Here is a 20,600-nt window from a genome sequence, read left to right on the forward strand (position 1 = left end):
AGTAAATATGCGGAAAATGGAAACAGTGACCCATGAGTGATTATAAGCACACATTAAACTTGCCGGAAACGGCGTTCCCAATGCGCGGAAATCTCGCGAAACGCGAGCCGGGCATGCTCAAACAATGGTATCAAGACGATCTCTATGGCGAGATTCGTAAAGCCAAACAGGGCAAACCGAGTTTTATTTTGCACGATGGACCTCCGTACGCAAACGGTCAGATCCACATTGGTCATGCGGTCAATAAAATCCTTAAAGACATTATTATCAAGTCGAAAACCCTAAGCGACTTTGATGCACCTTACACCCCAGGCTGGGACTGTCATGGCTTGCCTATCGAACTGCAAGTCGAGAAAAAGCACGGCAAACCGGGTCAGAAGCTCGACTTGGCGGAGTTTCGTAAACACTGTCGTGACTACGCGCAGACGCAGATTGATCAGCAGCGTGAAGACTTCAAACGGTTGGGTGTATTGGGTGACTGGGATAACCCTTATTTAACGATGAACTTTAAGCAAGAAGCGGATAGTGTGCGTGCGCTTGCTAAAATCATCGATAAAGGTCATTTGCATCAGGGCTTTAAGCCTGTGCATTGGTGTACGGACTGTGGTTCAGCATTAGCCGAAGCAGAAGTCGAGTATAAAGATAAAGAGTCACCAGCCATCGATGTGCGTATGCCGCTCACGGATAGCGACAAAGCACTGGCGGCGTTCACGACGCCAGAAGGACATCAAGGTCAAGGCAAACTGAGCATGGTGATCTGGACCACCACGCCATGGACCATGCCGGCTAACCGTGCAGTAACGCTTGCCGAAGGACTTGAATACGCGTTAGTGCAAATCGAAGCAACTGACGACCAACAGGCTGAGCGTGTCATTCTTGCGAGTGACTTGGTAAATGATTGTATGGACCGTTGGGGCATCAATCATTATCACAAGTTGGGCTTCTGCAAAGGTAAAGCGCTTGAGCTGTTGCAGCTCGACCACCCATTATTTGATATCAAAGTGCCGGTGATCATGGGTGATCATGTCACCACCGAGAGTGGTACAGGTTGTGTGCATACCGCACCGGGCCACGGTGTGGATGACTTCTTGGTGGGTCAAAAATACGATTTAGAAGTCTATAACCCAGTTGGCGACAACGGTGTTTACAAAGAAGATACGCCGCGCTTTGCTGGACAGCACGTGTTCAAGGCGAATGAGCCTATCATCGATGCCTTACGTGATGCAGGCAACTTGATGCACGCTGAGCGTTATAAGCACTCGTATCCGCATTGCTGGCGGCATAAAACGCCGATTATCTTCCGTGCTACACCACAGTGGTTTATCAGTATGGATCAGAAAGGCTTACGTAGCCAAGCGCTTGAGCAAATCAAGCAAGTGCGTTGGGTGCCTGAGTGGGGGCAAAGCCGTATCGAGTCCATGGTTGAGGGCCGCCCGGATTGGTGTATCTCGCGTCAACGGACGTGGGGTAACCCGATTGCGATTTTCGTCAATCGCGAAACTGAAGAACTCCACCCAAATACGCTTGAGCTGATGGAAAAAGTGGCTCAGCTTATTGAAAAAGATGGTGTTCAGGCATGGTTTGACCTTGATCCGGCGACCTTGTTAGGTGATGAAGCTGACCAGTATCGTAAAGTCACTGACACATTAGATGTTTGGTTCGATTCGGGTGTGACTCACCATTGTGTATTACGTGAATTCCCAGGATTAAGCTGGCCGGCTGATTTATACCTTGAAGGCTCTGACCAACACCGCGGCTGGTTCCAAAGCTCATTGGTAACGGGCGTCGCGATGTATGAACAAGCGCCATACCGCCAAGTGCTGACGCACGGCTTTACCGTTGATGCGCAAGGCCGCAAGATGTCGAAGTCAATCGGTAACGTGGTCGCGCCGCAGGATGTAATGAATAAACTCGGTGGCGATATCCTACGCTTGTGGGTCGCTTCGGCAGACTATTCAGGCGAGATGACGGTATCGGATGAGATCCTTAAGCGTTCAGCCGATGCGTATCGCCGTATCCGTAACACGTCGCGTTTCTTGCTAGCGAACTTGAGCGGTTACGATCCTAAGCAGCATCAAGTGCCGATGGACGAGATGGTCGAGCTTGATCGCTGGATTGTTGGACGCGCAGCTGACTTACAGAAGCAACTGGTGGATGCCTACGATAACTACCAATTCTTGTCGGTGGTGCAAAAACTGATGCACTTCTGCTCGATTGAACTGGGTAGTTTCTATCTGGATATCATTAAAGACCGTCAGTATACCGCTAAAGCCGATAGTCTGGCGCGCCGCTCGTGTCAGACCGCATTACATCATATTGCTGAGGCGTTAGTACGCTGGATGGCGCCGATTTGTAGCTTTACCGCGCAAGAAATCTGGGATCTGTTGCCGGGTGAACGTGAGCAATACGTATTTACTCAGGCATGGTATGAAGGCTTTGAGCAGTTTGCCGGCGTGAGCAGCGAGGAAAATACCTTCTGGATTGAGCTTCTGAATGTACGTGATGCGGTTAACCAAGCGCTTGAACAAGCGCGTCGTGACGATGTGATTGGTGGCTCACTGCAAGCTGAAGTGACCTTATATGCGGATACGGCACTGGCCGAAAAACTGAAACGCTTAGGTGCAGAGTTACGTTTTGCGCTACTGACCTCAGAAGCGTCAGTCGCGGACCTTGCGGATGCACCTGAGAGCGCGGTAAAAGCTGAGCAATTACCGCTCGCCGTCGCTGTGGTTGCAAGTGCTCACAAAAAATGTGAGCGTTGCTGGCATCATCGTGAAGAAGTGGGTCAAATCAACGAACATCCAGACTTGTGTCAACGTTGCGTGAGCAACATTGATGGTGCTGGGGAGGAGCGTCACTTTGCCTAATGCTCAAGCGATGAAACCTAATAAACGCGCATCGGGTCTACAGTATTTGTGGATCACTTTGGCTATTTTTATCCTCGACCAACTCACCAAATGGTGGGTTGCGAGTGACTTTGAACTTTACGAAAGCCGTATCATTATTGACGGCTTGTTTAACCTGACGTATGTGCACAATTATGGGGCTGCGTTTAGCTTTCTAAGCGATGGCGGTGGCTGGCAACGCTGGTTCTTTACCTTAATCGCGGTCGCCGTCAGTATCGTGTTGCTCATCTGGTTGCGTCGTAATGATGTGAGTTTTTGGCGTCAGAATTTGTCATTCTCATTGATCTTGGCGGGTGCCGTTGGCAATGTGACAGACCGATTCTTGTTCGGTTATGTTATCGACTTTTTAGATGTGCATTATCAAGGCTGGCATTGGCCCGCATTCAACGTGGCGGACTGTGCGATTACCATTGGTGCGGTGCTGATGTTGTTAGAAGCGTTTATCGATAACCGTCGAGATCCCGAAGATACGAAAGGTAAGGAGTAGTCGTGGGACGTTTACCGATTGAAGATGGCCGTGAAGTGGTCATGCATTTTACCATTAAACTGAGCGACGGTTCGGTGGCTGATAGTACGCGGATGTCCGGAAAACCAGCGAAATTTCGTATGGGTGACGGTAGCCTAACCGAAAACTTCGAAGCCTGTTTAATTGGACTGCGTCCAGGCAGTGAGCGCGAGTTTACGCTGGCACCACAAGACGCCTTTGGTGAACCGAACCCTGATAACTACTATTATGTTGATTCGGCCAAGTTTAGTGACGAGACCAAGCCTGAAGTGGGCGCTATTCTCGCGTTCACTCAGCCTGATGGCACCGAGTTACCAGGGATTGTACGGAAAATCGAAGGTCCTACGGTGACTATCGACTTTAACCACCCTCTGGCTGGTCAAACTGTGGTTTTCGAAGTTGAAATTATCAGCGTGGAGCCGTAACGGGCACACGGAGGAATTATGCAAATTTTACTCGCCAACCCACGTGGCTTTTGTGCAGGCGTGGATCGCGCGATTACCATCGTCGAGCGAGCATTAGAGATATTTGAGCCACCCATTTACGTGCGCCACGAGGTGGTACATAACAAATATGTGGTGAATAAATTGCGTGATGCGGGTGCTGTCTTTGTCGAAGAACTCGATGAAGTGCCCGACGATGCGATTGTTATTTTTAGTGCGCACGGCGTTTCACAAGCGGTTCGCCAGAATGCCAAAGATCGCGGCTTAAAAGTCTTTGATGCAACCTGCCCACTGGTGACTAAAGTGCATATGGAAGTGACACGCGCCAGTCGTAAAGGACACGAGTGTGTGCTCATTGGTCACGCCGGACACCCCGAAGTTGAAGGCACTATGGGGCAGTATGCCAATCCGCAGGGCGGCATTTACTTAGTCGAATCTCCCGAGGATGTCGCAACGCTCGAAGTAAAAGATGCGGATAATTTGCACTACATGAGTCAAACCACCTTATCTGTCGATGATACGGCGGATGTGATTGATGCCTTACGGGTGCGTTTCCCTAACATTAACGGGCCTCGTAAAGACGACATCTGCTATGCCACACAGAACCGACAAGATGCGGTACGTCAATTAGCAGAAGAAGCGCAATTAATGTTGGTGGTCGGTGCCAAGAATAGCTCAAACTCAAACCGGTTGCGTGAGCTTTCCGAGAAAATGGGCACACCTGCTTACTTGATTGATGATGCCAGTGGCATCCAACGCGACTGGCTTAACGATATTGATCGTGTGGCGGTGACCGCAGGTGCTTCAGCGCCGGAGGTATTGGTGCGCGAGGTTATCGAACAGTTACGCAATTGGGGCGGTGAAACCGTGACTGAACGAGAAGGGCGCGAGGAAAACATCATCTTTAGTATTCCGCCAGATCTTCGGTAGTCAGCTCTACATAAATTGGGATAATTCCCTCTAAATTAGCATGGGCAAGCCAGAACGTGGCTTGCCGTGCCGAGTGCCATTCTTGTTTAAGTGTTATTGCCTCAACGGGGGGCTGCCAGTGTCGAGCTTTTCCTTCCCCGATAGCCGCCAATAAATCATTTTGTGCCGCTTGTAGTAGTTCCAATGCGTGTTGCCGTGCCTGTAATCTGCGGATTTCCATGTGCGTAAGTTGCACCATGCTTAAGCCGCTCGCTAGCGATATGCTCACCACGACCGTCATTATCATCGCTTCGATAAGTGCTGAACCTTTGAGCTTTAGCCTGTTCATAAGCGCGTTGTTGTAGCTGCTCGTATTGTTGCCATTGCCAGGCGAAACGTTGCGTTAATAGATTCAGGTGTTCGGTGGCAAAGAGCATGATCAATGCATGTATGCCAATCAAGGACAGAAGGGGCGTAATAAAGCTGCTCATCAAACACGCTCCGATTGATTGGTGCAGGACTGAATAAAGGAAAACTCATCGAGTGTGCCGACGTGGCGAGGGTGATCTGGTAACCGGGCGCATGTATTCGAATGTTAAACTGGGTCAGGCTGAGTGTTTGCGCTGTGGTTAGACTTTGCCAGCCGCGCTGGGCACAATCAAAGGCATCACCATGGTATTGCAACGCCCCAGCGCGCAAGCGATAACCAACCTGCTCGCCTGTGTGTATCGTCAGCACGTAACAGCGTTGTTGGGAGCTCGAAGTCAATTGCCTGACCTGTTCACTGCGTAACAGATCACGTCCAATTTGTAGCGCTAGACCTTGCAAAGCAAGCTGCGCCTGAGGTTGCTGCAACGCTTGATTGATTGACGTGGTTTGCCACAGTATGACCTGTACTGACGAACCTGCTAATAGGGCCATTAGGGCACAAGCCGCAAGTAGCTCAATAAGTGCAAACCCCCAAGGGCGTGCTTTTCGCGGCCCATCGAGATTGATTTTTATGCACATGAAGTCATACCAACTATTTCGACATCGCCTGCGCTACAGTATCTTATCCGTCCGATAGCACTGACAATCCAGTGCAGTTTTAGCTCACCCTTTTGCATACTTAAGCGGCCTGCACGAGCATACCCTTGTGGCGCGTAAAAAGTCAGCGGTCGGCTGTGATCATTAAAATTACTGGAAAACTGCCAACCGTCAGTTTTAAGTGCGTGTTGAATGGCAGAGAGCGGAATCTCAACATGTTGTTGCTGCGCTTGCGCACGTGCTTGATAAGCTTGCAGCAAGCTCAAGCCACGCAGCCCAAGCGCTCGCGCTTCGAGTTGTGCGGTTGAGTGCTGCATAGCAGGGACACCTGCACTCATCAATAACAGGCTCAACAGCGAACACACAGTCCACTCCAGTAAACTACTTGGCATTAATCGTTCTCCAAAAATAACCCTCAGAAAAGCTAAACCTCCGTTCGATAAACGGCCAGCGGAGACGTCCGATAGATGCGTAAGTGATAGCTGTATTTTGTTGGCACAGAATTTGTATCAGTTAGTCAGAGAATCATTTTTTTGACGCGCAGGAAAAGAAGTATGGCAAGTGGTGCTGCAAGACTGAACAATTTAAAAGGGCTGGCGCAAGCTAACTCGCACATAATTAAAGGGTTCGGTACCCCGCTGGCGGTGATGGCGATACTCGCGATGGTGGTGCTTCCCATTCCACCTATCTTGTTGGATATCCTCTTTTCATTCTCAATTACTCTTTCATTGGTGGTGATGCTGGTTGCGGTCTACACCCAACGTCCGCTCGATTTTGCCGCATTTCCTACGGTATTGCTGATAGCGACCGTATTGCGCTTATCATTGAACGTAGCATCAACCCGTATCGTGTTACTCAATGGTCACGAGGGCCCTGGCGCCGCCGGTAGTGTTATTGAGGCTTTTGGTAGTGTGGTCATCGGTGGTAACTATACTGTCGGTCTGGTGGTATTCGCCATTTTGGTCATCATCAACTTTATCGTAATCACCAAAGGTGCCGGCCGTATTTCTGAAGTCACTGCGCGCTTTACCCTTGATGCCATGCCGGGCAAACAGATGGCCATTGATGCAGATTTGAATGCCGGACTTATTAATCAAGAGGAAGCGAAAGCGCGACGCAGCGACGTAACTCGTGAGGCTGACTTCTACGGCTCGATGGATGGTGCCAGTAAATTCGTAAAAGGAGATGCCATTGCCGGCATCTTAATCCTACTGATTAACGTTGTAGGCGGCTTCTTAATCGGCATGATCCAGCATGACTTGTCGTTTGGGCAAGCGATTGAAGTCTACACGCTGCTTACTATCGGTGACGGCTTAGTTGCACAAATTCCGGCACTGTTATTGTCTGTCGCAACCGCCATCATCATCACCCGTGAAAATGATACCAAGGACATGGGTGAAGCGGTTGTATTTCAACTGATTAACAACCCCAAAGTGCTTGTCATTTCAAGTGCAGTGCTATTTGCTATGGGCGTTATTCCAGGTATGCCGCACTTTGCTTTCTTATCGATGTCTGCAGTGCTCGCGGGCGCCGCTTATTACAAAATGCGTCATGCAGAAACTCAAGAAACTGAGCAAGTTGAGCAAAAGCAACAAGAACAACAGCAACAGTTAGCACAAAAAGAGTTGAGCTGGGACGATGTGCGTCACGTTGACACCCTCGGCTTAGAAGTAGGCTACCGCTTGATCCCGCTCGTTGATAGAAGCCAAGGTGGTGAACTGTTGTCGCGCATTAAAGGGGTGCGGAAGAAGCAATCACAAGAGTTCGGCTTTTTAGTACCGGCTGTGCATATCCGCGATAATCTCGATTTGGGTCCTAATAGCTATCGCATCACGCTCATGGGAGTCACCATGGGTGAGGCGGATATTCGTCATGACTGTGAATTAGCGATTAATCCAGGCCAAGTGTTTGGTGAATTAGAAGGTGAGAAGACCACTGATCCAGCGTTTGGCCTCGAAGCGATTTGGATTAAACCAGAACAACGCGAAAACGCCCAAACCATGGGCTATACCGTGGTTGATGCAGCAACGGTTGTTGCCACGCATTTGAGTCAAATCGTCACAAACCACGCCTCGCAATTATTAGGGCATGAAGAAGCGCAAGAGCTACTGGATCGTTTGGGTCGCAGTCATCCTAAACTGGTCGAGGGCTTGGTACCCGATTTATTGTCACTCGGCAACTTTGTCAAAGTCTTACAAAACCTGCTCGACGAAGGCATCGCTATCCGGGATATGCGGACCATTGCACAGACGCTTGTCGAATATGCAGGACGCACACAAGACACCGATGTGTTGACCGCCGCGGTACGCATTTCCTTACGTCGGCTCATCGTTCAAGACATCTCCGAAGGGCAACAAGAATTGCCTGTCATTACTTTGGCGCCAGAGTTGGAACAGATGTTGCATCAGTCATTGCAAGCCGCAGGCAATGAAGCCGAACAGCAAGGCGCAGGTATCGAACCTGGCTTGGCAGAACGCCTGCAGCAATCGTTGAAAGAGGTTCATCAACAACAAGAGATGAACGGCGAGCCATCGGTGTTACTGACATCAGGGCTATTGCGCTCAACGATGGCGCGTTTCGCGCGTCACGCAACTGACGGAATGCGGGTGCTGAGTTACCAAGAAATTCCAGATGATAAACAGATTCGAATTGTGAGTTCGATTGGCGGCCAACAACAGCCAGCGGCTCAGTGATAGGGGGATTTACCTGTGAAAATGAAGCGCTTTTTTGCTGAGGATATGCGTCGTGCCTTATTGCAAGTTAAGGAAACGCTTGGACCGGATGCCGTTATCATGTCGAATAAAAAGGTAAACGGTGGCGTTGAGATTGTCGCTGCAATTGATGGTGATGCAGAGCCTCAAGCATCGCAAGCAGCGGCACCCGCAGTCGAGTCGGCAGCGCAGAGCGATGAGTCGGAACGGTATGCTGAGCCAGCAAACTCGCTGGCAGAAATCTTGGCACGCCAGGCGCAACATCCAGCGATGCAGGCAGGCAATGCAGAACCAAAGCCGGCACCCGAGCCTCAAACTGAGTCGGTCCAAGCCAGCGCCGAAGCGACCCGGGTACCCGATGAGCCCGAAGTTGATATCCCTGACTATGTCGGCGGCGGTAGCGCTGCTGAAATCGCAGAACTGCGAGCGCAAATCAAGGGGGTTCAGAATTTGCTGCAACATCAGTTGAGCGGCTTGATGAAACAAGAAATTGAGCGCGAAGAGCCAATGCGCGCTTTACTGACTCAACGTCTCATGACTATGGGTGTGAGTGAACGGATTGCCGATCAAATCGCCTGCTTTATCCCCGAAGGCGATGACATCGAAGATAGCTGGGAGCAATCATTGCAATTATTGGAAGGCCAGCTTAACACCACCCATGACGATATTTTGACTCGTGGCGGCGCGGTTGCTTTAGTGGGGCCGACCGGAGTGGGTAAAACAACGACTATTGCTAAGTTAGCAGCCCGTTACGCACAACGACACGGCTCTGACTCAGTCGCGTTGATTACCACCGATACGTTTCGTATTGGCGCAAGCGAGCAACTGAAAGTTTATGGCCGTATTATTGGTTGTCCAGTTAAGGTGGCAAACGATGCCAAAGAGTTGGCTGATGCGATGCTGACATTGCGCGACAAACGCCTGATTTTGATAGATACCGCGGGCATGGGGCAGCGCGATAAACGCTTAAGTGAACAACTCGCGCAATTATTACAGAATAAACGTCTAAGAATTCGTCCATATTTGGTATTATCTTCAACATCACAAACACAGGTGTTGAACGATACGGTTAAGCAGTTCAAAACATTGCCGTTGGCAGGATGCATTTTTACTAAACTAGACGAGTGTTTAAGTTTAGGTGAAAGCATCAGTGTTGCCATCGAGCAAGGGCTTGCGGTGGGTTACTTAACCCATGGACAGCAAGTACCAGAAGACATTCGCGTGGCCGACGAGCACTACATGGTCACCGAAGCGGAGCGCTTATACGATAAAAGCATTTGTTCGAATGTGTCAGACATGCCAAAATCAAATTGGCAGGCCGTTCAATAAAAGGTCATCGATTAATCAAGCATTAACCAGCAGTAAGAGTTAGAGCGCATGGATCAAGCTAGTGGCTTAAGAAAGATGAAACAAAGTAAAGTCAAAGTCATTGCAGTAACGGGTGGTAAAGGCGGTGTGGGTAAAACCAACATCTCTTTAAACATGGCGATTGCAATGGCAGAGCAAGGCAAACGGGTATTGGTGCTAGACGCTGATTTAGGTCTCGCCAATGTCGATGTCATGCTCGGACTGCGCGTGCAAAAGAATCTTTCTCATGTGCTCAGTGGGCAAGCCGAACTCAAAGACATCCTGATAGAAGGCCCTGCAGGTATCAAAATTGTACCGGCCACTTCAGGCACCCGTTCGATGATTGACCTTGACGAAACGCAACACGCCGAGTTGATTCGCGCTTTTAGCGACCTACAAGGTGACTTTGACGTGTTGGTCATTGATACCGCAGCGGGTATCGGTAATACCGTTGTGCGGTTTGCCCGCGCTGCTCAAGATGTAATGCTAGTAGTTTGTGATGAGCCGACCTCAATTACCGATGCTTACGCACTGATGAAAGTGCTCAGCAAAGAACAGGATGTGTTCAAGTTTAAAGTCGTTGCCAATATGGTGCGTAACCTAAGGGAAGGCCAATTGCTGTTTAATAAGTTGACTAAGGTCACTGATAGGTTTTTGGATGTCGCGTTAGAATTAGCCGCCATTATCCCGTTTGACGATAACATTCGTTTGGCGGTGCGAAAGCAAAAGCCATTAGTACTTATGCAGCCTCGTTCGCCTGCCTCATTAGCCATTAAAGCCCTTGCGCAGCGTGCGCTTGACTGGCCGGTACCTGCGCAAGCAGGCGGGCATTTGGAATTTTTTCTTGAACAATTAATAGGATCGGCCGATAACGGTAAGAAGCAGGATGTTGCCAATGAATAAAGCCGCTGTTTACAGTGCCCATGCTGATAATCGTCAAGCGATTATCGAGCAACATACGGGGCTCGTGAAGCGAATCGCGCATCACATGATGGCGCGCCTACCCGCGAGCGTACAAGTCGATGACTTGATCCAATCCGGTATGATTGGCTTATTGGAAGCAGCTAGAAATTTTGATAACAGCAAAGGCGCAAGTTTTGAGACTTTTGCTGGCATTCGTATTCGTGGTGCTATGCTCGACGAAATCCGTCGCGGCGATTGGGCACCACGGTCGGTGCATCGTAACCATCGACGTGTGCTAGAAGCGATCCGCCAAGTCGAGAATGACACGGGGCGTGATGCTAAAGATACGGAAGTTGCGGAAAAGTTAGAAATGTCGCTTGAGGAATACCACGCTATTCTGCGTGATGTTAACTCGGGACGAATTATTGGCATCGAAGACCTGGGCGTCTCGGAAGATGTCATCGTGCCTGAACAAGTAACAGGCACTAACTATGAGCCGCAAAAGGATGTAGAGAACGATGCGTTTCACCGCGCACTGGTGGACACCATCTCTGGCTTACCTGAACGTGAAGCCTTAGTGCTTTCGTTGTATTATGATGAGGAACTGAACCTAAAAGAAATTGGGGAAGTGCTCAGCGTGAGTGAATCACGTGTTAGTCAAATTCATAGCCAAGCGATGATGCGCTTAAAAACGCGTATGCAAAGCTGGGTTGAGTAATTGTCGTAGTAATCGAGAGCCCAAGTGGAGGGAGCTTTGGATAAAAACATGAAAATTCTTGTTGTTGATGACTTTTCAACAATGAGACGAATCATCAAAAACCTTCTTCGCGACCTTGGATTTACCAACATCCAAGAAGCTGACGATGGCAACACCGCCTTACCGATGCTCCAGCAAGGTGACTTTGACTTTGTTGTCACTGACTGGAACATGCCAGGGATGCAAGGTATCGACTTACTTAAAGAAATTCGTAAAGACGATGACCTCGCGCACTTGCCGGTATTGATGGTGACCGCAGAAGCTAAACGCGAGCAGATTATTCAAGCCGCACAAGCGGGTGTTAATGGGTACATCGTTAAACCTTTCACAGCTGTCACGTTGAAAGAGAAGCTCGATAAAATCTTTGAACGCATCAGTTAATGAGTGCGGTTATGTCAAAATCATCGGCAAATATATCGCTCCAGCAAGCGCAGCAACTGGTTGAATGGCTAGAAGCGGGCGAGCAAGCCAAAGCCGATCAATGGCTTGACGACTTTCGCGAGGAGCGTGATGACAAACTCTTCACGTCGGTAGGGCAACTGACTCGCGATCTCCACGAAGCACTGCAAGATTTCCAACTCGATCCGCGGATTATGCAGTTAACGCAGGATGACCTGCCCGACGCACAAAACCGTCTGCAATACGTTATCGAAAAGACAGAGGACGCTGCTAACCGAACCATGGATGCGGTCGAAGCCTGCTTACCGATGACTGACGAAATGCATCAGCGCGTCGAACAAGTCATGCCGGCTTGGCAGCGGTTGATGAGTAACGATATTCAGTTGCACGAATTCAAAGAAATGTGTCACCAAGTCGATGCGTTAATGCGTGAATGTGGTCAAAATATGCCGCAAATTCATGGCTTAATGACCGAAGTGTTAATGGCGCAAGATTATCAAGATATTACCGGTCAAATCATCCGTCGAGTGATTCAGCTCGTAGAAGATGTCGAGAAAAATTTGATCGAACTTCTCAAGTTGTTTGGTGAGGAACAGAAATCTCAAGCTAAACAAAATGTAAAAGCAGTCGATAAGAGTGCAGCAGAAGGACCTGTGATTAACCCAGAACAACGTGATGATGTCGTCGAGAATCAGGATGACGTAGACGATTTATTATCTAGCTTAGGTTTCTAGGAGAGAGCAGCGCATGAGCTTTGAGATGGACGAAGACATCTTACAGGATTTCTTGATCGAGGCGGCAGAAATCCTCGAGCAGTTATCCGAGCAACTCGTTCAATTAGAAAACGACCCCGAGAACAAAGAGCTCCTAAACGCCATCTTTAGAGGTTTCCACACCGTTAAAGGTGGGGCCGGTTTCTTATCGGTTTCCGCGTTGGTTGATACCTGTCACGGTGCGGAAAATGTTTTCGATACCTTACGTAATGGTCAACGTTCTGTTTCGGCTGACTTGATGGATGTGATCCTGCAAGCGTTGGACACCATTAATGCCCAGTTTGCTCAATTACAAGCGCGTGAAGAACCCGAAGCGGCCGATAGCGAGCTACTCGAGACGCTGCACAAGCTTTCCCAACCCGAATCGGAAGACGAAATCGCCGACGATACCGACGTACGTAGCGCCTCTGGCGCGACAGGCGATGCCTCCGCCGACACCGAAACCGACGACGATACCGACGTACCTAGCGCCTCTGGCACGGCAGACGATGCCTCCGTCGACGACATCCAAGAAGACGAATTCGAAGCCTTACTTGACGAACTCCACGGCAAAGGGCAAGGACCCGGTGCCAATAAATCGTCAGGTAGTGAGCCGTCAAAAGATCAAAGTAAAGCAAGTAGCAAAGACGGTGACGACGAAATCACCGATGATGAATTTGAAGCCTTACTGGATGAGCTGCATGGTTCAGGTAAAGCACCGACCAGTGCTGAGAAAAAGCAAGAAGAGCAGAAGTCTGTTAGTAAGAGCGATAGCGATGAAATCACAGATGATGAATTTGAAGCGCTGTTAGACGATTTACACGGCAAAGGACAAGCGCCTAAGGTTGATAAAGCGGCTGCTAAACAACCAGAAGCGCAAAAACCAGCGCCGAAAAAACCGCAAGCTAAACAACCAGAGCCGAAGAAGCCAGAGGCAAAGAAAGCCGCTGCGCCACCACCGCCTCCTGCCGAAACCACGGTGCGCGTGGATACTAAACGACTCGATGAAATCATGAATATGGTCGGTGAGCTCGTGTTGGTGCGTAACCGATTATTGAGCTTGAGCAATAATGACGATCAAAAACACGAAGAGATGAGTAAAGCCATCTCTAACCTCGACGTGGTTACGGGTGACCTGCAAGGCGCGGTGATGAAAACACGCATGCAGCCCATCAAGAAAGTCTTTGGTCGCTTCCCCCGTGTCGTGCGCGATCTGGCGCGTAGCTTGAAGAAAGAAATTAACCTCGAAATGTACGGCGAAGATACCGATCTCGACAAAAACCTTGTCGAGGCATTGGCGGATCCGCTAGTGCACTTGGTGCGTAACTCTGTCGACCATGGCATCGAAATGCCAGATGACCGCCAAGCGAAGGGTAAACCGCGCGAAGGAACTGTGACTTTATCGGCGTCGCAAGAAGGCGATCACATTATGCTGTCTATCAAGGATGACGGTGCCGGCATGGATGCTGAAAAGCTCAAGCAAATTGCGATTAAACGCGGTGTGCTTGATGAAGATGCAGCGGCTCGTTTATCCAACGAAGATGCTTACAACCTGATTTTTGCGGCGGGCTTTTCAACTAAAGAGCAAGTATCCGATATCTCAGGTCGTGGCGTGGGCATGGATGTGGTGAAAACCAAAATTAGTCAGCTCAACGGCAGCATTAAAATCGATTCAGAGCTTGGTAAAGGCACAGAATTACTAATTAAGGTACCGCTGACCCTCGCTATTTTGCCAACCTTAATGGTCGAAGTGAAAGAGCAAACTTTTGCGTTACCGTTGGCAGTGGTCAGTGAGATTATTGATCTTGATATGTCGAAGACCAATACCGTCGATGGCCAACTGACACTGATCGTGCGTAAACGCGCTATTCCACTGTTCTTCTTAGAGCACTGGCTGACCCGTACGCCTGAGCGTAACAAGCGCAACGAAAATGGTCATGTGGTGGTCGTTCAAATCGGCAACCAGCAAGTCGGCTTTGTTGTTGATGCGTTAATCGGTCAAGAAGAAGTCGTCATCAAGCCATTAGATAAGTTATTGCAAGGTACGCCAGGTATGGCCGGTGCAACAATCACCAGCGATGGTGGTATCGCATTGATTATCGATGTACCGAGCATGCTGAAGTACTACGCAAAACGATAACGGGTAACACTAAAAATGACAGTGAGTGTTTTAGTGGTCGATGACTCGGCGTTTTTCCGACGCCGAGTAACAGAGATTCTTGAAAGCAACAGCCAGATAAAGGTCATTGGCTCGGCTAATGACGGGCGTCAAGCGGTGGAACAAGCAAAGAGCTTACGTCCCGATGTGATCACCATGGATATTGAGATGCCCGTCATGAATGGCATCGATGCGGTCCGCGAAATCATGCGCGACGCGCCGTGTCCTATTTTAATGTTCAGCTCACTTACCCACGAGGGTGCAACGGCGACATTGAATGCATTAGAAGCCGGAGCCGCCGATTTCTTACCGAAAAAGTTTGAAGATGTCGCGCGTAATCGTGAGGAAGCGGTAAAGACGCTACAAGATCGTGTAATAGCTATCGCGGGGAAACCGGCGGTGCGCCGCTCAACACCTTCGCGTCCTTCGGCAACGACGCGTGCAACTGAATCGACTAGCGAACGCCCGTCGCTCAACCGGTTTGCGCGCAAAACGCCACCACCGACACGGAGCTCAACGCGAGAGCCCGAGCCACCCACTACCCGTGTTACGACCGAACGCCTTACGATTAATCGCGCGTATCAGGTGTTGGCAATTGGCACATCGACCGGTGGGCCGGTCGCACTGCAAAAGATATTGACCCAGCTCCCGGCAAACTTTCCCTATCCGATTGTGATGGTGCAGCATATGCCGGCTGCTTTTACTAAAGCCTTTTCGCAGCGGTTAGATGGGCTTTGTAAAATTAGCGTACGTGAGGCAGAAGATGGCGACAGTTTACAGCCGGGCGTGGCTTATTTAGCACCGGGTGGCAAGCAGATGCTTGTTGAAGGTCGTGCAGGCGCAGCGCGTTTGCGCGTGCGCGAGGATAATTCCGGCCGCGTAACCTATAAGCCCAGTGTTGATTTGACCTTTGCCAGCCTCTCGAAAGTTTATGGTGGCAAAGTGTTGGGTGTTATTTTGACAGGCATGGGTGCTGATGGCCGAGAAGGAGCACGCATGTTGAAAGATCAGGGCGCAACAATATGGGCACAAGATGAAGCGAGCTGCGTGGTCTATGGTATGCCACAAGCGGTCGCCAGTGCCGGTATTTCATCACGTAATGTCAGTCTTAATCAAATGGGCAGTGCGCTACTGACCGAAGTCGGTTACGGAGACTAGCCCATGCACGTGTGGACCATCGCAAACCAAAAGGGCGGCGTAGGCAAGACCACCACAACGGTGGCGCTAGCCGGCTTGTTGCAGCAGCGAGGTCAACGGGTGTTATGTATTGATATCGATCCACATGCGTCATTGACGTTTTATTTCGGTATTGATGCCGAAGGGGTCGAGGCAACTGCGTATGACGTGTTTGCCATGGGCAAAGATGTCGATAAACAAACCACTTTAAAGGCGATCGTTCCGACTGAGCATGATCATCTTGATGTCATGCCCGCGAGCATGGCGCTTGCTACGCTAGATAGAAAGCTTGGCACTCAAGGGGGCATGGGATTGGTCCTACAACGTGCCTTAGCGTTGGTGGAACACCGTTATGATTATGTTTTAATCGATGTACCTCCAGTGCTGGGCGTATTAATGGTGAATGCCTTGGCATGCTGCGAACGCGTGCTCATTCCAGTGCAAACCGAACCGCTTGCACTTAAGGGCTTAGAACGTATGATGCGAACACTCGCGCTTATCCAAAAGTCACGCGGGCATGCTCATCAATACACTATTATTCCAACGTTGTACGATAAACGGACGCGCGCATCGCTAGAAACCTACAAAAAAGTGGCGCAGCGTTACGGGAAAAGTGTCTGGAACGGCATGATCCCAATTGATACAAAGTTTCGTGATGCCAGTAATGAGCAGTTACCGCCATCGATGTTTGCGCCACAATCGCGGGGCGTGCTGGCCTATCAAACATTGCTGACTTATTTACAGCAATTACATCTATAGGAGGTCACGTGAGTCGCTCGAACTACAGCAGTGAACAAGCAATGACCGAATATTTGGATGCGTTGTTGTTGGAAGAAGAAGCGCCGCCGGTTGATTTTGATGACTCGCCGGTGCGCTCGTTGCTTGAACGAGCCACGCCCGCTGTGCAGCAGTCCGAGCCCGAACCTGAACCCGAGCCCGAACCTGAAGTCGTGTCGGAGCCTGAGCCTGAACCAGAGCCAGAACCAGAGCCAGAACCAGAGCCAGAACCAGAGCCAGAACCAGAGCCAGAACCAGAGCCAGAACCGGAAATAATTGAACCGACTGAGGTTACAGAAACCGAAGTTAGCGCCGATATGGAAGATAGCGGCGCGACGTCACCGCCGACCGACGCGATGATGGAATATCAAGAAAATGATTTCCAGGCGCTGTTTTTTAAGGTGGCCGGATTAACCTTAGCGGTACCTTTGAAAAGCTTAGGCGGTATACATACGTTAAGTAAAATCAGCCCGCTAATTGGCAAGCCGAGTTGGTTTAAAGGCATCATGAACGAGCGTGGAGCCAAGCTACAAGCGGTAGATACCGCACGTTGGGTGATGCCAGAAAAGCTCACCGACGAGGTAGAAGAACAGATTAATTATGAATACATGATCACATTGAGTGACAGTCCTTGGGGCCTGTTGTGCGAGGAGCTGGTTGATAGTGAGCCCTTACAACCGGACGCCATTCAATGGCGTAACGGTCCTAATCAAAAGCGGCCGTGGTTAGCGGGCGTGGTGCGCGATCGAATGTGTGCGTTACTCGATGTGAATGCTTTAATTACACTGCTGGATAAAGGCTTGGGTCATACTCAAATCGACCCACAAAATGAATCGGAGTCATAGCATGGCAACTGAAAACCGTAAAACGAAACAACAAGCTGAAGCCGATAGCAATGATGAAGTGCTTCAGTGGGTAACCTTTCAACTTGAGGAAGAAACCTACGGAATTAATGTAATGCAGGTACAAGAAGTGCTGCGTTACAGCGAGATCGCGCCTGTTCCAGGAGCGCCCGATTATGTGCTAGGTATTATCAACCTCCGCGGTAACGTGGTGACCGTGATCGATACACGACTACGGTTTGGCTTGCCAGAGAACGAGATTACCGATAACACGCGTATTGTAATTATCGAGTCGGATAAGCAGGTCATTGGTATTCTCGTCGACAGTGTCGCCGAAGTGGTTTATCTGAAAAAATCGGAAATCGACAGTGCACCGAATGTCGGCACCGAAGAAAGCGCGCGCTTTATCCAAGGGGTTTCGAACCGTGAGGGCGAGTTGTTGATCCTAGTCGACTTAGATAAAATGCTGACCGACGAAGAATGGGATGAAATTTCGCGGTTAGGATAAAAATAGTTAATGACCTCACTTACAGTTTGGCTGGCATCGGCAGCGCTGATGCTAGCAATTGTTGCTCTTATTGTGGCGGTAATGACCAGCCGCAAGCACACAGAATTGCTCGAACGCCAGCAACAGCGTTTATTGATGCTCACCGAGGCGTTGGGCGCTTTAGAAGAGCAACCAAAACCTCGGCGCTCGGCCGCCGATGACGAGGCTGTCAGCAAGCTACGCGAAGATATAGCGCAGTGGCAAAGACAGCAACAGCACGCCATAAAACAGCTTGAACAACAACAGCAAAGCCAACAAGAGCAATTTGCCACCACTTTGCAGCAGCTCGAGCAACAAGAGCCTGAAATAAAGCTGTATCAACGGGCAGCGAAACTGGTGGAGCAGGGGGCGAGTGTCGATGACTTGATGCAAGCCTGTGATTTACCGCGTGCTGAAGCGGAGCTGATGCTAGCTATGCATAAGCGCAGTTAGTACCAGCTATCCGGAAATTTTCCGTCCAATAAATACGAAAACGCAATCAGTTCCGCGATGAGCACATAGAGCTCGCGCGGAATTTCTTCGCCTACATTCAGCCGTGCTAGGGAATCCGACAGCATCGGATCTTCATGCACCATGACGCCATGGGCCTTAGCGACTTCGATAATTTCTTCGGCAAGCTCATCAAAGCCTTTGGCGATGACCTGCGGTGCATTTAAACCATCGTAAGATAAGCCAATGGCTTGTTTTTGTTTATTGTTCTCGCTCATACCGTGACCCGAATAATACCGCTGTGTTGTTGTGCCAAACTGTCAGGCACTTTGCCTTGCTTGATCTGAAAATCCACTGCTGCGACATCTAAACCTGCAAGCCGTTGTTCAAGCTCTGGGAGTTGGCGTTGCAAGTGCCGCTGCGCTGCCTCTGATTCGGTAAAGAACTGCACGCGAGTGCCAGCGGTTTGGTAACGTCCCTTGACTAACATCGGCCCCCATTGCTTAAGCTCAAAGCGCAAATTAAATAACCACACTGAACGCTCATTTTTATCATCGCTATGCCCACTTGACTCCCGTTTGATCAGCAGTTCGGTGCCGGTTTGGCTGCTCGGATTTTGCGACGGCAGCATCAGATAAAATTCGGGCTGTTGCGCCGGACTGTCTTGCAAGCGCATTTGACTGCTTTGTGCGCTATTCATTGTTTGCGCTAGGTTGCTCAACAAGCGCTGCAACTGTGCCGCTGGCTGCTGAAGTAATTGCGCGTTAAGGCGTTCACGTACTTCTGCAGTCATGGGCGGACGTGGCATCAATACCCGATCGTCGCCCGCCCGTGCCTCACCAGGTCCGCGCATAATCTGATCCAGTATGGCTTGGCTGAGTGCTTTAGCTGCCTGTGGCTGCGTGCTTTGTTGTGCCTGCATACGAATACCTAACAGTGCGATAATCAATTTACCGACCACGCCTAACTGTTGATTGGGCTGACTACTGACCGGTTTAGCAGCAAACCAATCACTGACGTAATTAGCAAGTTGTTGGGGATGCATCATTTGCTCGCCTTTGGGGAGTTGCGCGAGTGTTTGCGTTAGTAGCTGTTTGACCTCGGGCTGCTGTTGCGGTGTGATTTCTGTGACTTGGCGTAAAAACTGGGTCAATTGCGCAGGTGTCAGCGTTTGCGTTTGCTTCACTAATCGCCCATCCACCGTGGGCGCTGTTGGTGCTGGCGTCGTCGGTACAGTCGATGTGGGCGCAGTTGCTGCGGTCTGTTGCGTTTGACTGGGGACCGAAGTAGTCATTTGTTGAAGCAATGCACGCGCGATGGGCTGGGGGATTTGTTGTAAGGGAACACTCACTTCGCTAACTACTTTAGACGGCGTTTGCAGTTGCATCGTCAGTTGACCCTGACTCACCTTTATCGCGTTAATCTGAATCGGTAATGGCGTGAGGGCTGAAGGCGTTGCTGTCGATTTAGCCTGCGCGACTTTCACCCACTGTGTGAGCACCTGTTGTAACTGCTCACTGACTGCTTGTCGTATGGGTTGTGGTAGTTGAGTCAATGGTACTGCAATCTTATTGGATACGTTCGAGCTCGGCGAGGCAGTCATTTGTCCCTGCTGTCGCAGCGGCACACTGATACGCGCGTCGCTGCGCATTAGCTGTTCAACAATACGGCTGATCACAGCACTTTGAGCTTTAGGTGTTACTGGCGGTTGAGCATCTCCCGTGGCACGCAGTACGACTTGCTCCAGTTGTTGTTTTACCGCTGCTAGGGCCTGTGGCGTGATAGTTAACTGACCGTTAACTGGCGCGGGGTTAAACTGCTGGGGCTGCGGAGTCGAGCTATTCAATTGTGTCGTCAGCGCATTAAATACGCTTTGCATGGCATTCTGCTGCGCTTGTGAAACAGCCGCTTGCGGGGTATTCAACGCGGTTGTCGTCGCCGAGTTTGACGGCGTCGCCAACGACTGCATCATTTGTTGTAATAGCTGTTTAATTTGCATGACGCACTGCCCTT

General features: G+C 50.0%; 21 protein-coding genes. 16 read left to right on the forward strand and 5 right to left on the reverse strand.

The window, feature by feature from the left end; all coding sequences use genetic code 11:
- The first annotated feature begins 32 nt into the window (after positions 1-32).
- The 4 genes from ileS to ispH are packed head-to-tail and all read left to right on the forward strand — an operon-like array spanning position 33 to position 4,784.
- Positions 33-2,867, forward strand: coding sequence for an isoleucine--tRNA ligase (gene ileS, locus BFR57_RS07120; protein ID WP_071463307.1), 2,835 nt, complete (start codon positions 33-35; stop codon positions 2,865-2,867).
- A gap of 10 nt (positions 2,868-2,877) precedes the next feature.
- The gene (gene lspA, locus BFR57_RS07125) at positions 2,878-3,393 is read left to right on the forward strand and encodes a signal peptidase II (protein WP_071463876.1); all 516 of its coding nucleotides are present in this window, start codon (positions 2,878-2,880) and stop codon (positions 3,391-3,393) included.
- Between the two features lie 2 nt (positions 3,394-3,395).
- Complete coding sequence (gene fkpB, locus BFR57_RS07130) at positions 3,396-3,836, forward strand: FKBP-type peptidyl-prolyl cis-trans isomerase (protein WP_071463308.1); 441 nt, start codon at positions 3,396-3,398, stop codon at positions 3,834-3,836.
- 18 nt (positions 3,837-3,854) lie between these two features.
- The gene (ispH, locus tag BFR57_RS07135; protein WP_071463309.1) at positions 3,855-4,784 is read left to right on the forward strand and encodes a 4-hydroxy-3-methylbut-2-enyl diphosphate reductase; all 930 of its coding nucleotides are present in this window, start codon (positions 3,855-3,857) and stop codon (positions 4,782-4,784) included.
- On the opposite strand, the gene BFR57_RS07140 is transcribed toward ispH, so the two are convergent.
- Genes BFR57_RS07140 through BFR57_RS07150 form a run of 3 tightly spaced genes read right to left on the reverse strand, consistent with a single transcriptional unit; the run spans position 4,759 to position 6,181 of the window.
- Positions 4,759-5,112, reverse strand: coding sequence for a type II secretion system protein (locus BFR57_RS07140; RefSeq protein ID WP_071463310.1), 354 nt, complete (start codon positions 5,110-5,112; stop codon positions 4,759-4,761). The two genes, ispH and BFR57_RS07140, sit on opposite strands and share 26 nt — an antisense overlap.
- Positions 5,109-5,771: a hypothetical protein gene (locus BFR57_RS07145; protein WP_071463311.1), complete on the reverse strand. Its 663-nt coding sequence runs from the start codon at positions 5,769-5,771 to the stop codon at positions 5,109-5,111. The genes BFR57_RS07140 and BFR57_RS07145 overlap by 4 nt, the downstream gene beginning before the upstream one ends.
- Positions 5,762-6,181, reverse strand: coding sequence for a hypothetical protein (locus BFR57_RS07150; protein ID WP_071463312.1), 420 nt, complete (start codon positions 6,179-6,181; stop codon positions 5,762-5,764). The genes BFR57_RS07145 and BFR57_RS07150 overlap by 10 nt, the downstream gene beginning before the upstream one ends.
- A 162-nt stretch (positions 6,182-6,343) precedes the next feature.
- Here BFR57_RS07150 and flhA point away from each other — a divergent pair, with 162 nt between their 5' ends.
- From flhA to BFR57_RS07210, 12 genes are read left to right on the forward strand one after another with little or no spacing between them, the layout of a single operon-like run.
- Positions 6,344-8,482 (forward strand): flagellar biosynthesis protein FlhA, encoded by a 2,139-nt coding sequence (flhA, locus tag BFR57_RS07155; protein ID WP_071463313.1) that lies wholly within the window; start codon positions 6,344-6,346, stop codon positions 8,480-8,482.
- Between the two features lie 21 nt (positions 8,483-8,503).
- On the forward strand, positions 8,504-9,829 hold the full coding sequence (gene flhF, locus BFR57_RS07160) for a flagellar biosynthesis protein FlhF (protein WP_216096905.1): 1,326 nt from the start codon (positions 8,504-8,506) through the stop codon (positions 9,827-9,829).
- 48 nt (positions 9,830-9,877) lie between these two features.
- On the forward strand, positions 9,878-10,750 hold the full coding sequence (locus BFR57_RS07165) for a MinD/ParA family protein (protein WP_071463315.1): 873 nt from the start codon (positions 9,878-9,880) through the stop codon (positions 10,748-10,750).
- The gene (locus BFR57_RS07170) at positions 10,743-11,468 is read left to right on the forward strand and encodes an RNA polymerase sigma factor FliA (protein ID WP_071463316.1); all 726 of its coding nucleotides are present in this window, start codon (positions 10,743-10,745) and stop codon (positions 11,466-11,468) included. Before BFR57_RS07165 ends, BFR57_RS07170 begins: the two co-directional genes overlap by 8 nt.
- Before the next feature lie 36 nt (positions 11,469-11,504).
- Positions 11,505-11,888, forward strand: coding sequence for a chemotaxis response regulator CheY (cheY, locus tag BFR57_RS07175; RefSeq protein ID WP_006954899.1), 384 nt, complete (start codon positions 11,505-11,507; stop codon positions 11,886-11,888).
- An 11-nt stretch (positions 11,889-11,899) separates the two neighbouring features.
- Positions 11,900-12,640, forward strand: a complete 741-nt coding sequence (locus tag BFR57_RS07180) for a protein phosphatase CheZ (protein ID WP_071463877.1) — start codon at positions 11,900-11,902, stop codon at positions 12,638-12,640.
- Between the two features lie 13 nt (positions 12,641-12,653).
- On the forward strand, positions 12,654-14,798 hold the full coding sequence (locus BFR57_RS07185) for a chemotaxis protein CheA (RefSeq protein ID WP_071463317.1): 2,145 nt from the start codon (positions 12,654-12,656) through the stop codon (positions 14,796-14,798).
- A 15-nt stretch (positions 14,799-14,813) separates the two neighbouring features.
- Positions 14,814-15,974 carry a chemotaxis response regulator protein-glutamate methylesterase gene (locus BFR57_RS07190; RefSeq protein ID WP_071463318.1) on the forward strand — a complete coding sequence of 387 codons (1,161 nt, stop codon included), beginning with the start codon at positions 14,814-14,816 and terminating at the stop codon, positions 15,972-15,974.
- A 3-nt stretch (positions 15,975-15,977) separates the two neighbouring features.
- Positions 15,978-16,751 (forward strand): ParA family protein, encoded by a 774-nt coding sequence (locus BFR57_RS07195; RefSeq protein WP_071463319.1) that lies wholly within the window; start codon positions 15,978-15,980, stop codon positions 16,749-16,751.
- 8 nt (positions 16,752-16,759) lie between these two features.
- Positions 16,760-17,614, forward strand: a complete 855-nt coding sequence (locus tag BFR57_RS07200) for a chemotaxis protein CheW (RefSeq protein WP_071463320.1) — start codon at positions 16,760-16,762, stop codon at positions 17,612-17,614.
- 1 nt (position 17,615) lies between these two features.
- Positions 17,616-18,119 (forward strand): chemotaxis protein CheW, encoded by a 504-nt coding sequence (locus tag BFR57_RS07205; RefSeq protein ID WP_071463321.1) that lies wholly within the window; start codon positions 17,616-17,618, stop codon positions 18,117-18,119.
- 9 nt (positions 18,120-18,128) lie between these two features.
- Entirely contained in the window at positions 18,129-18,590 is a 462-nt protein-coding gene (locus BFR57_RS07210; RefSeq protein ID WP_071463322.1) for a DUF2802 domain-containing protein, read from the forward strand.
- Here the strand turns inward: BFR57_RS07210 and BFR57_RS07215 are convergent.
- Together BFR57_RS07215 and BFR57_RS07220 are read right to left on the reverse strand one after the other, a co-directional pair.
- Positions 18,587-18,865 (reverse strand): EscU/YscU/HrcU family type III secretion system export apparatus switch protein, encoded by a 279-nt coding sequence (locus tag BFR57_RS07215; RefSeq protein ID WP_071463323.1) that lies wholly within the window; start codon positions 18,863-18,865, stop codon positions 18,587-18,589. The genes BFR57_RS07210 and BFR57_RS07215 overlap by 4 nt on opposite strands.
- Complete coding sequence (locus BFR57_RS07220) at positions 18,862-20,586, reverse strand: flagellar hook-length control protein FliK (RefSeq protein ID WP_071463324.1); 1,725 nt, start codon at positions 20,584-20,586, stop codon at positions 18,862-18,864. The genes BFR57_RS07215 and BFR57_RS07220 overlap by 4 nt, the downstream gene beginning before the upstream one ends.
- Positions 20,587-20,600 lie beyond the last annotated feature (14 nt).

This window comes from Idiomarina sp. MD25a (genome assembly GCF_001870515.1).
Lineage (GTDB): Bacteria > Pseudomonadota > Gammaproteobacteria > Enterobacterales > Alteromonadaceae > Idiomarina.

What these genes read in the sequence shown, in the direction of transcription:
- BFR57_RS07140 (WP_071463310.1), bottom strand. Translation starts at nt 5,112, where the DNA reads ATGAACAGGCTAAAGCTCAAAGGTTCAGCACTTATCGAAGCGATGATA.
- ileS (WP_071463307.1), top strand. Translation starts at nt 33, where the DNA reads ATGAGTGATTATAAGCACACATTAAACTTGCCGGAAACGGCGTTCCCA.
- BFR57_RS07210 (WP_071463322.1), top strand. Translation starts at nt 18,129, where the DNA reads ATGACCTCACTTACAGTTTGGCTGGCATCGGCAGCGCTGATGCTAGCA.
- BFR57_RS07205 (WP_071463321.1), top strand. Translation starts at nt 17,616, where the DNA reads ATGGCAACTGAAAACCGTAAAACGAAACAACAAGCTGAAGCCGATAGC.
- ispH (WP_071463309.1), top strand. Translation starts at nt 3,855, where the DNA reads ATGCAAATTTTACTCGCCAACCCACGTGGCTTTTGTGCAGGCGTGGAT.
- lspA (WP_071463876.1), top strand. Translation starts at nt 2,878, where the DNA reads ATGAAACCTAATAAACGCGCATCGGGTCTACAGTATTTGTGGATCACT.
- BFR57_RS07150 (WP_071463312.1), bottom strand. Translation starts at nt 6,181, where the DNA reads ATGCCAAGTAGTTTACTGGAGTGGACTGTGTGTTCGCTGTTGAGCCTG.
- flhF (WP_216096905.1), top strand. Translation starts at nt 8,504, where the DNA reads ATGAAGCGCTTTTTTGCTGAGGATATGCGTCGTGCCTTATTGCAAGTT.
- BFR57_RS07190 (WP_071463318.1), top strand. Translation starts at nt 14,814, where the DNA reads ATGACAGTGAGTGTTTTAGTGGTCGATGACTCGGCGTTTTTCCGACGC.
- BFR57_RS07165 (WP_071463315.1), top strand. Translation starts at nt 9,878, where the DNA reads ATGGATCAAGCTAGTGGCTTAAGAAAGATGAAACAAAGTAAAGTCAAA.
- BFR57_RS07145 (WP_071463311.1), bottom strand. Translation starts at nt 5,771, where the DNA reads ATGTGCATAAAAATCAATCTCGATGGGCCGCGAAAAGCACGCCCTTGG.
- flhA (WP_071463313.1), top strand. Translation starts at nt 6,344, where the DNA reads ATGGCAAGTGGTGCTGCAAGACTGAACAATTTAAAAGGGCTGGCGCAA.
- BFR57_RS07220 (WP_071463324.1), bottom strand. Translation starts at nt 20,586, where the DNA reads ATGCAAATTAAACAGCTATTACAACAAATGATGCAGTCGTTGGCGACG.
- BFR57_RS07215 (WP_071463323.1), bottom strand. Translation starts at nt 18,865, where the DNA reads ATGAGCGAGAACAATAAACAAAAACAAGCCATTGGCTTATCTTACGAT.
- BFR57_RS07195 (WP_071463319.1), top strand. Translation starts at nt 15,978, where the DNA reads ATGCACGTGTGGACCATCGCAAACCAAAAGGGCGGCGTAGGCAAGACC.
- BFR57_RS07170 (WP_071463316.1), top strand. Translation starts at nt 10,743, where the DNA reads ATGAATAAAGCCGCTGTTTACAGTGCCCATGCTGATAATCGTCAAGCG.
- BFR57_RS07180 (WP_071463877.1), top strand. Translation starts at nt 11,900, where the DNA reads ATGTCAAAATCATCGGCAAATATATCGCTCCAGCAAGCGCAGCAACTG.
- BFR57_RS07185 (WP_071463317.1), top strand. Translation starts at nt 12,654, where the DNA reads ATGAGCTTTGAGATGGACGAAGACATCTTACAGGATTTCTTGATCGAG.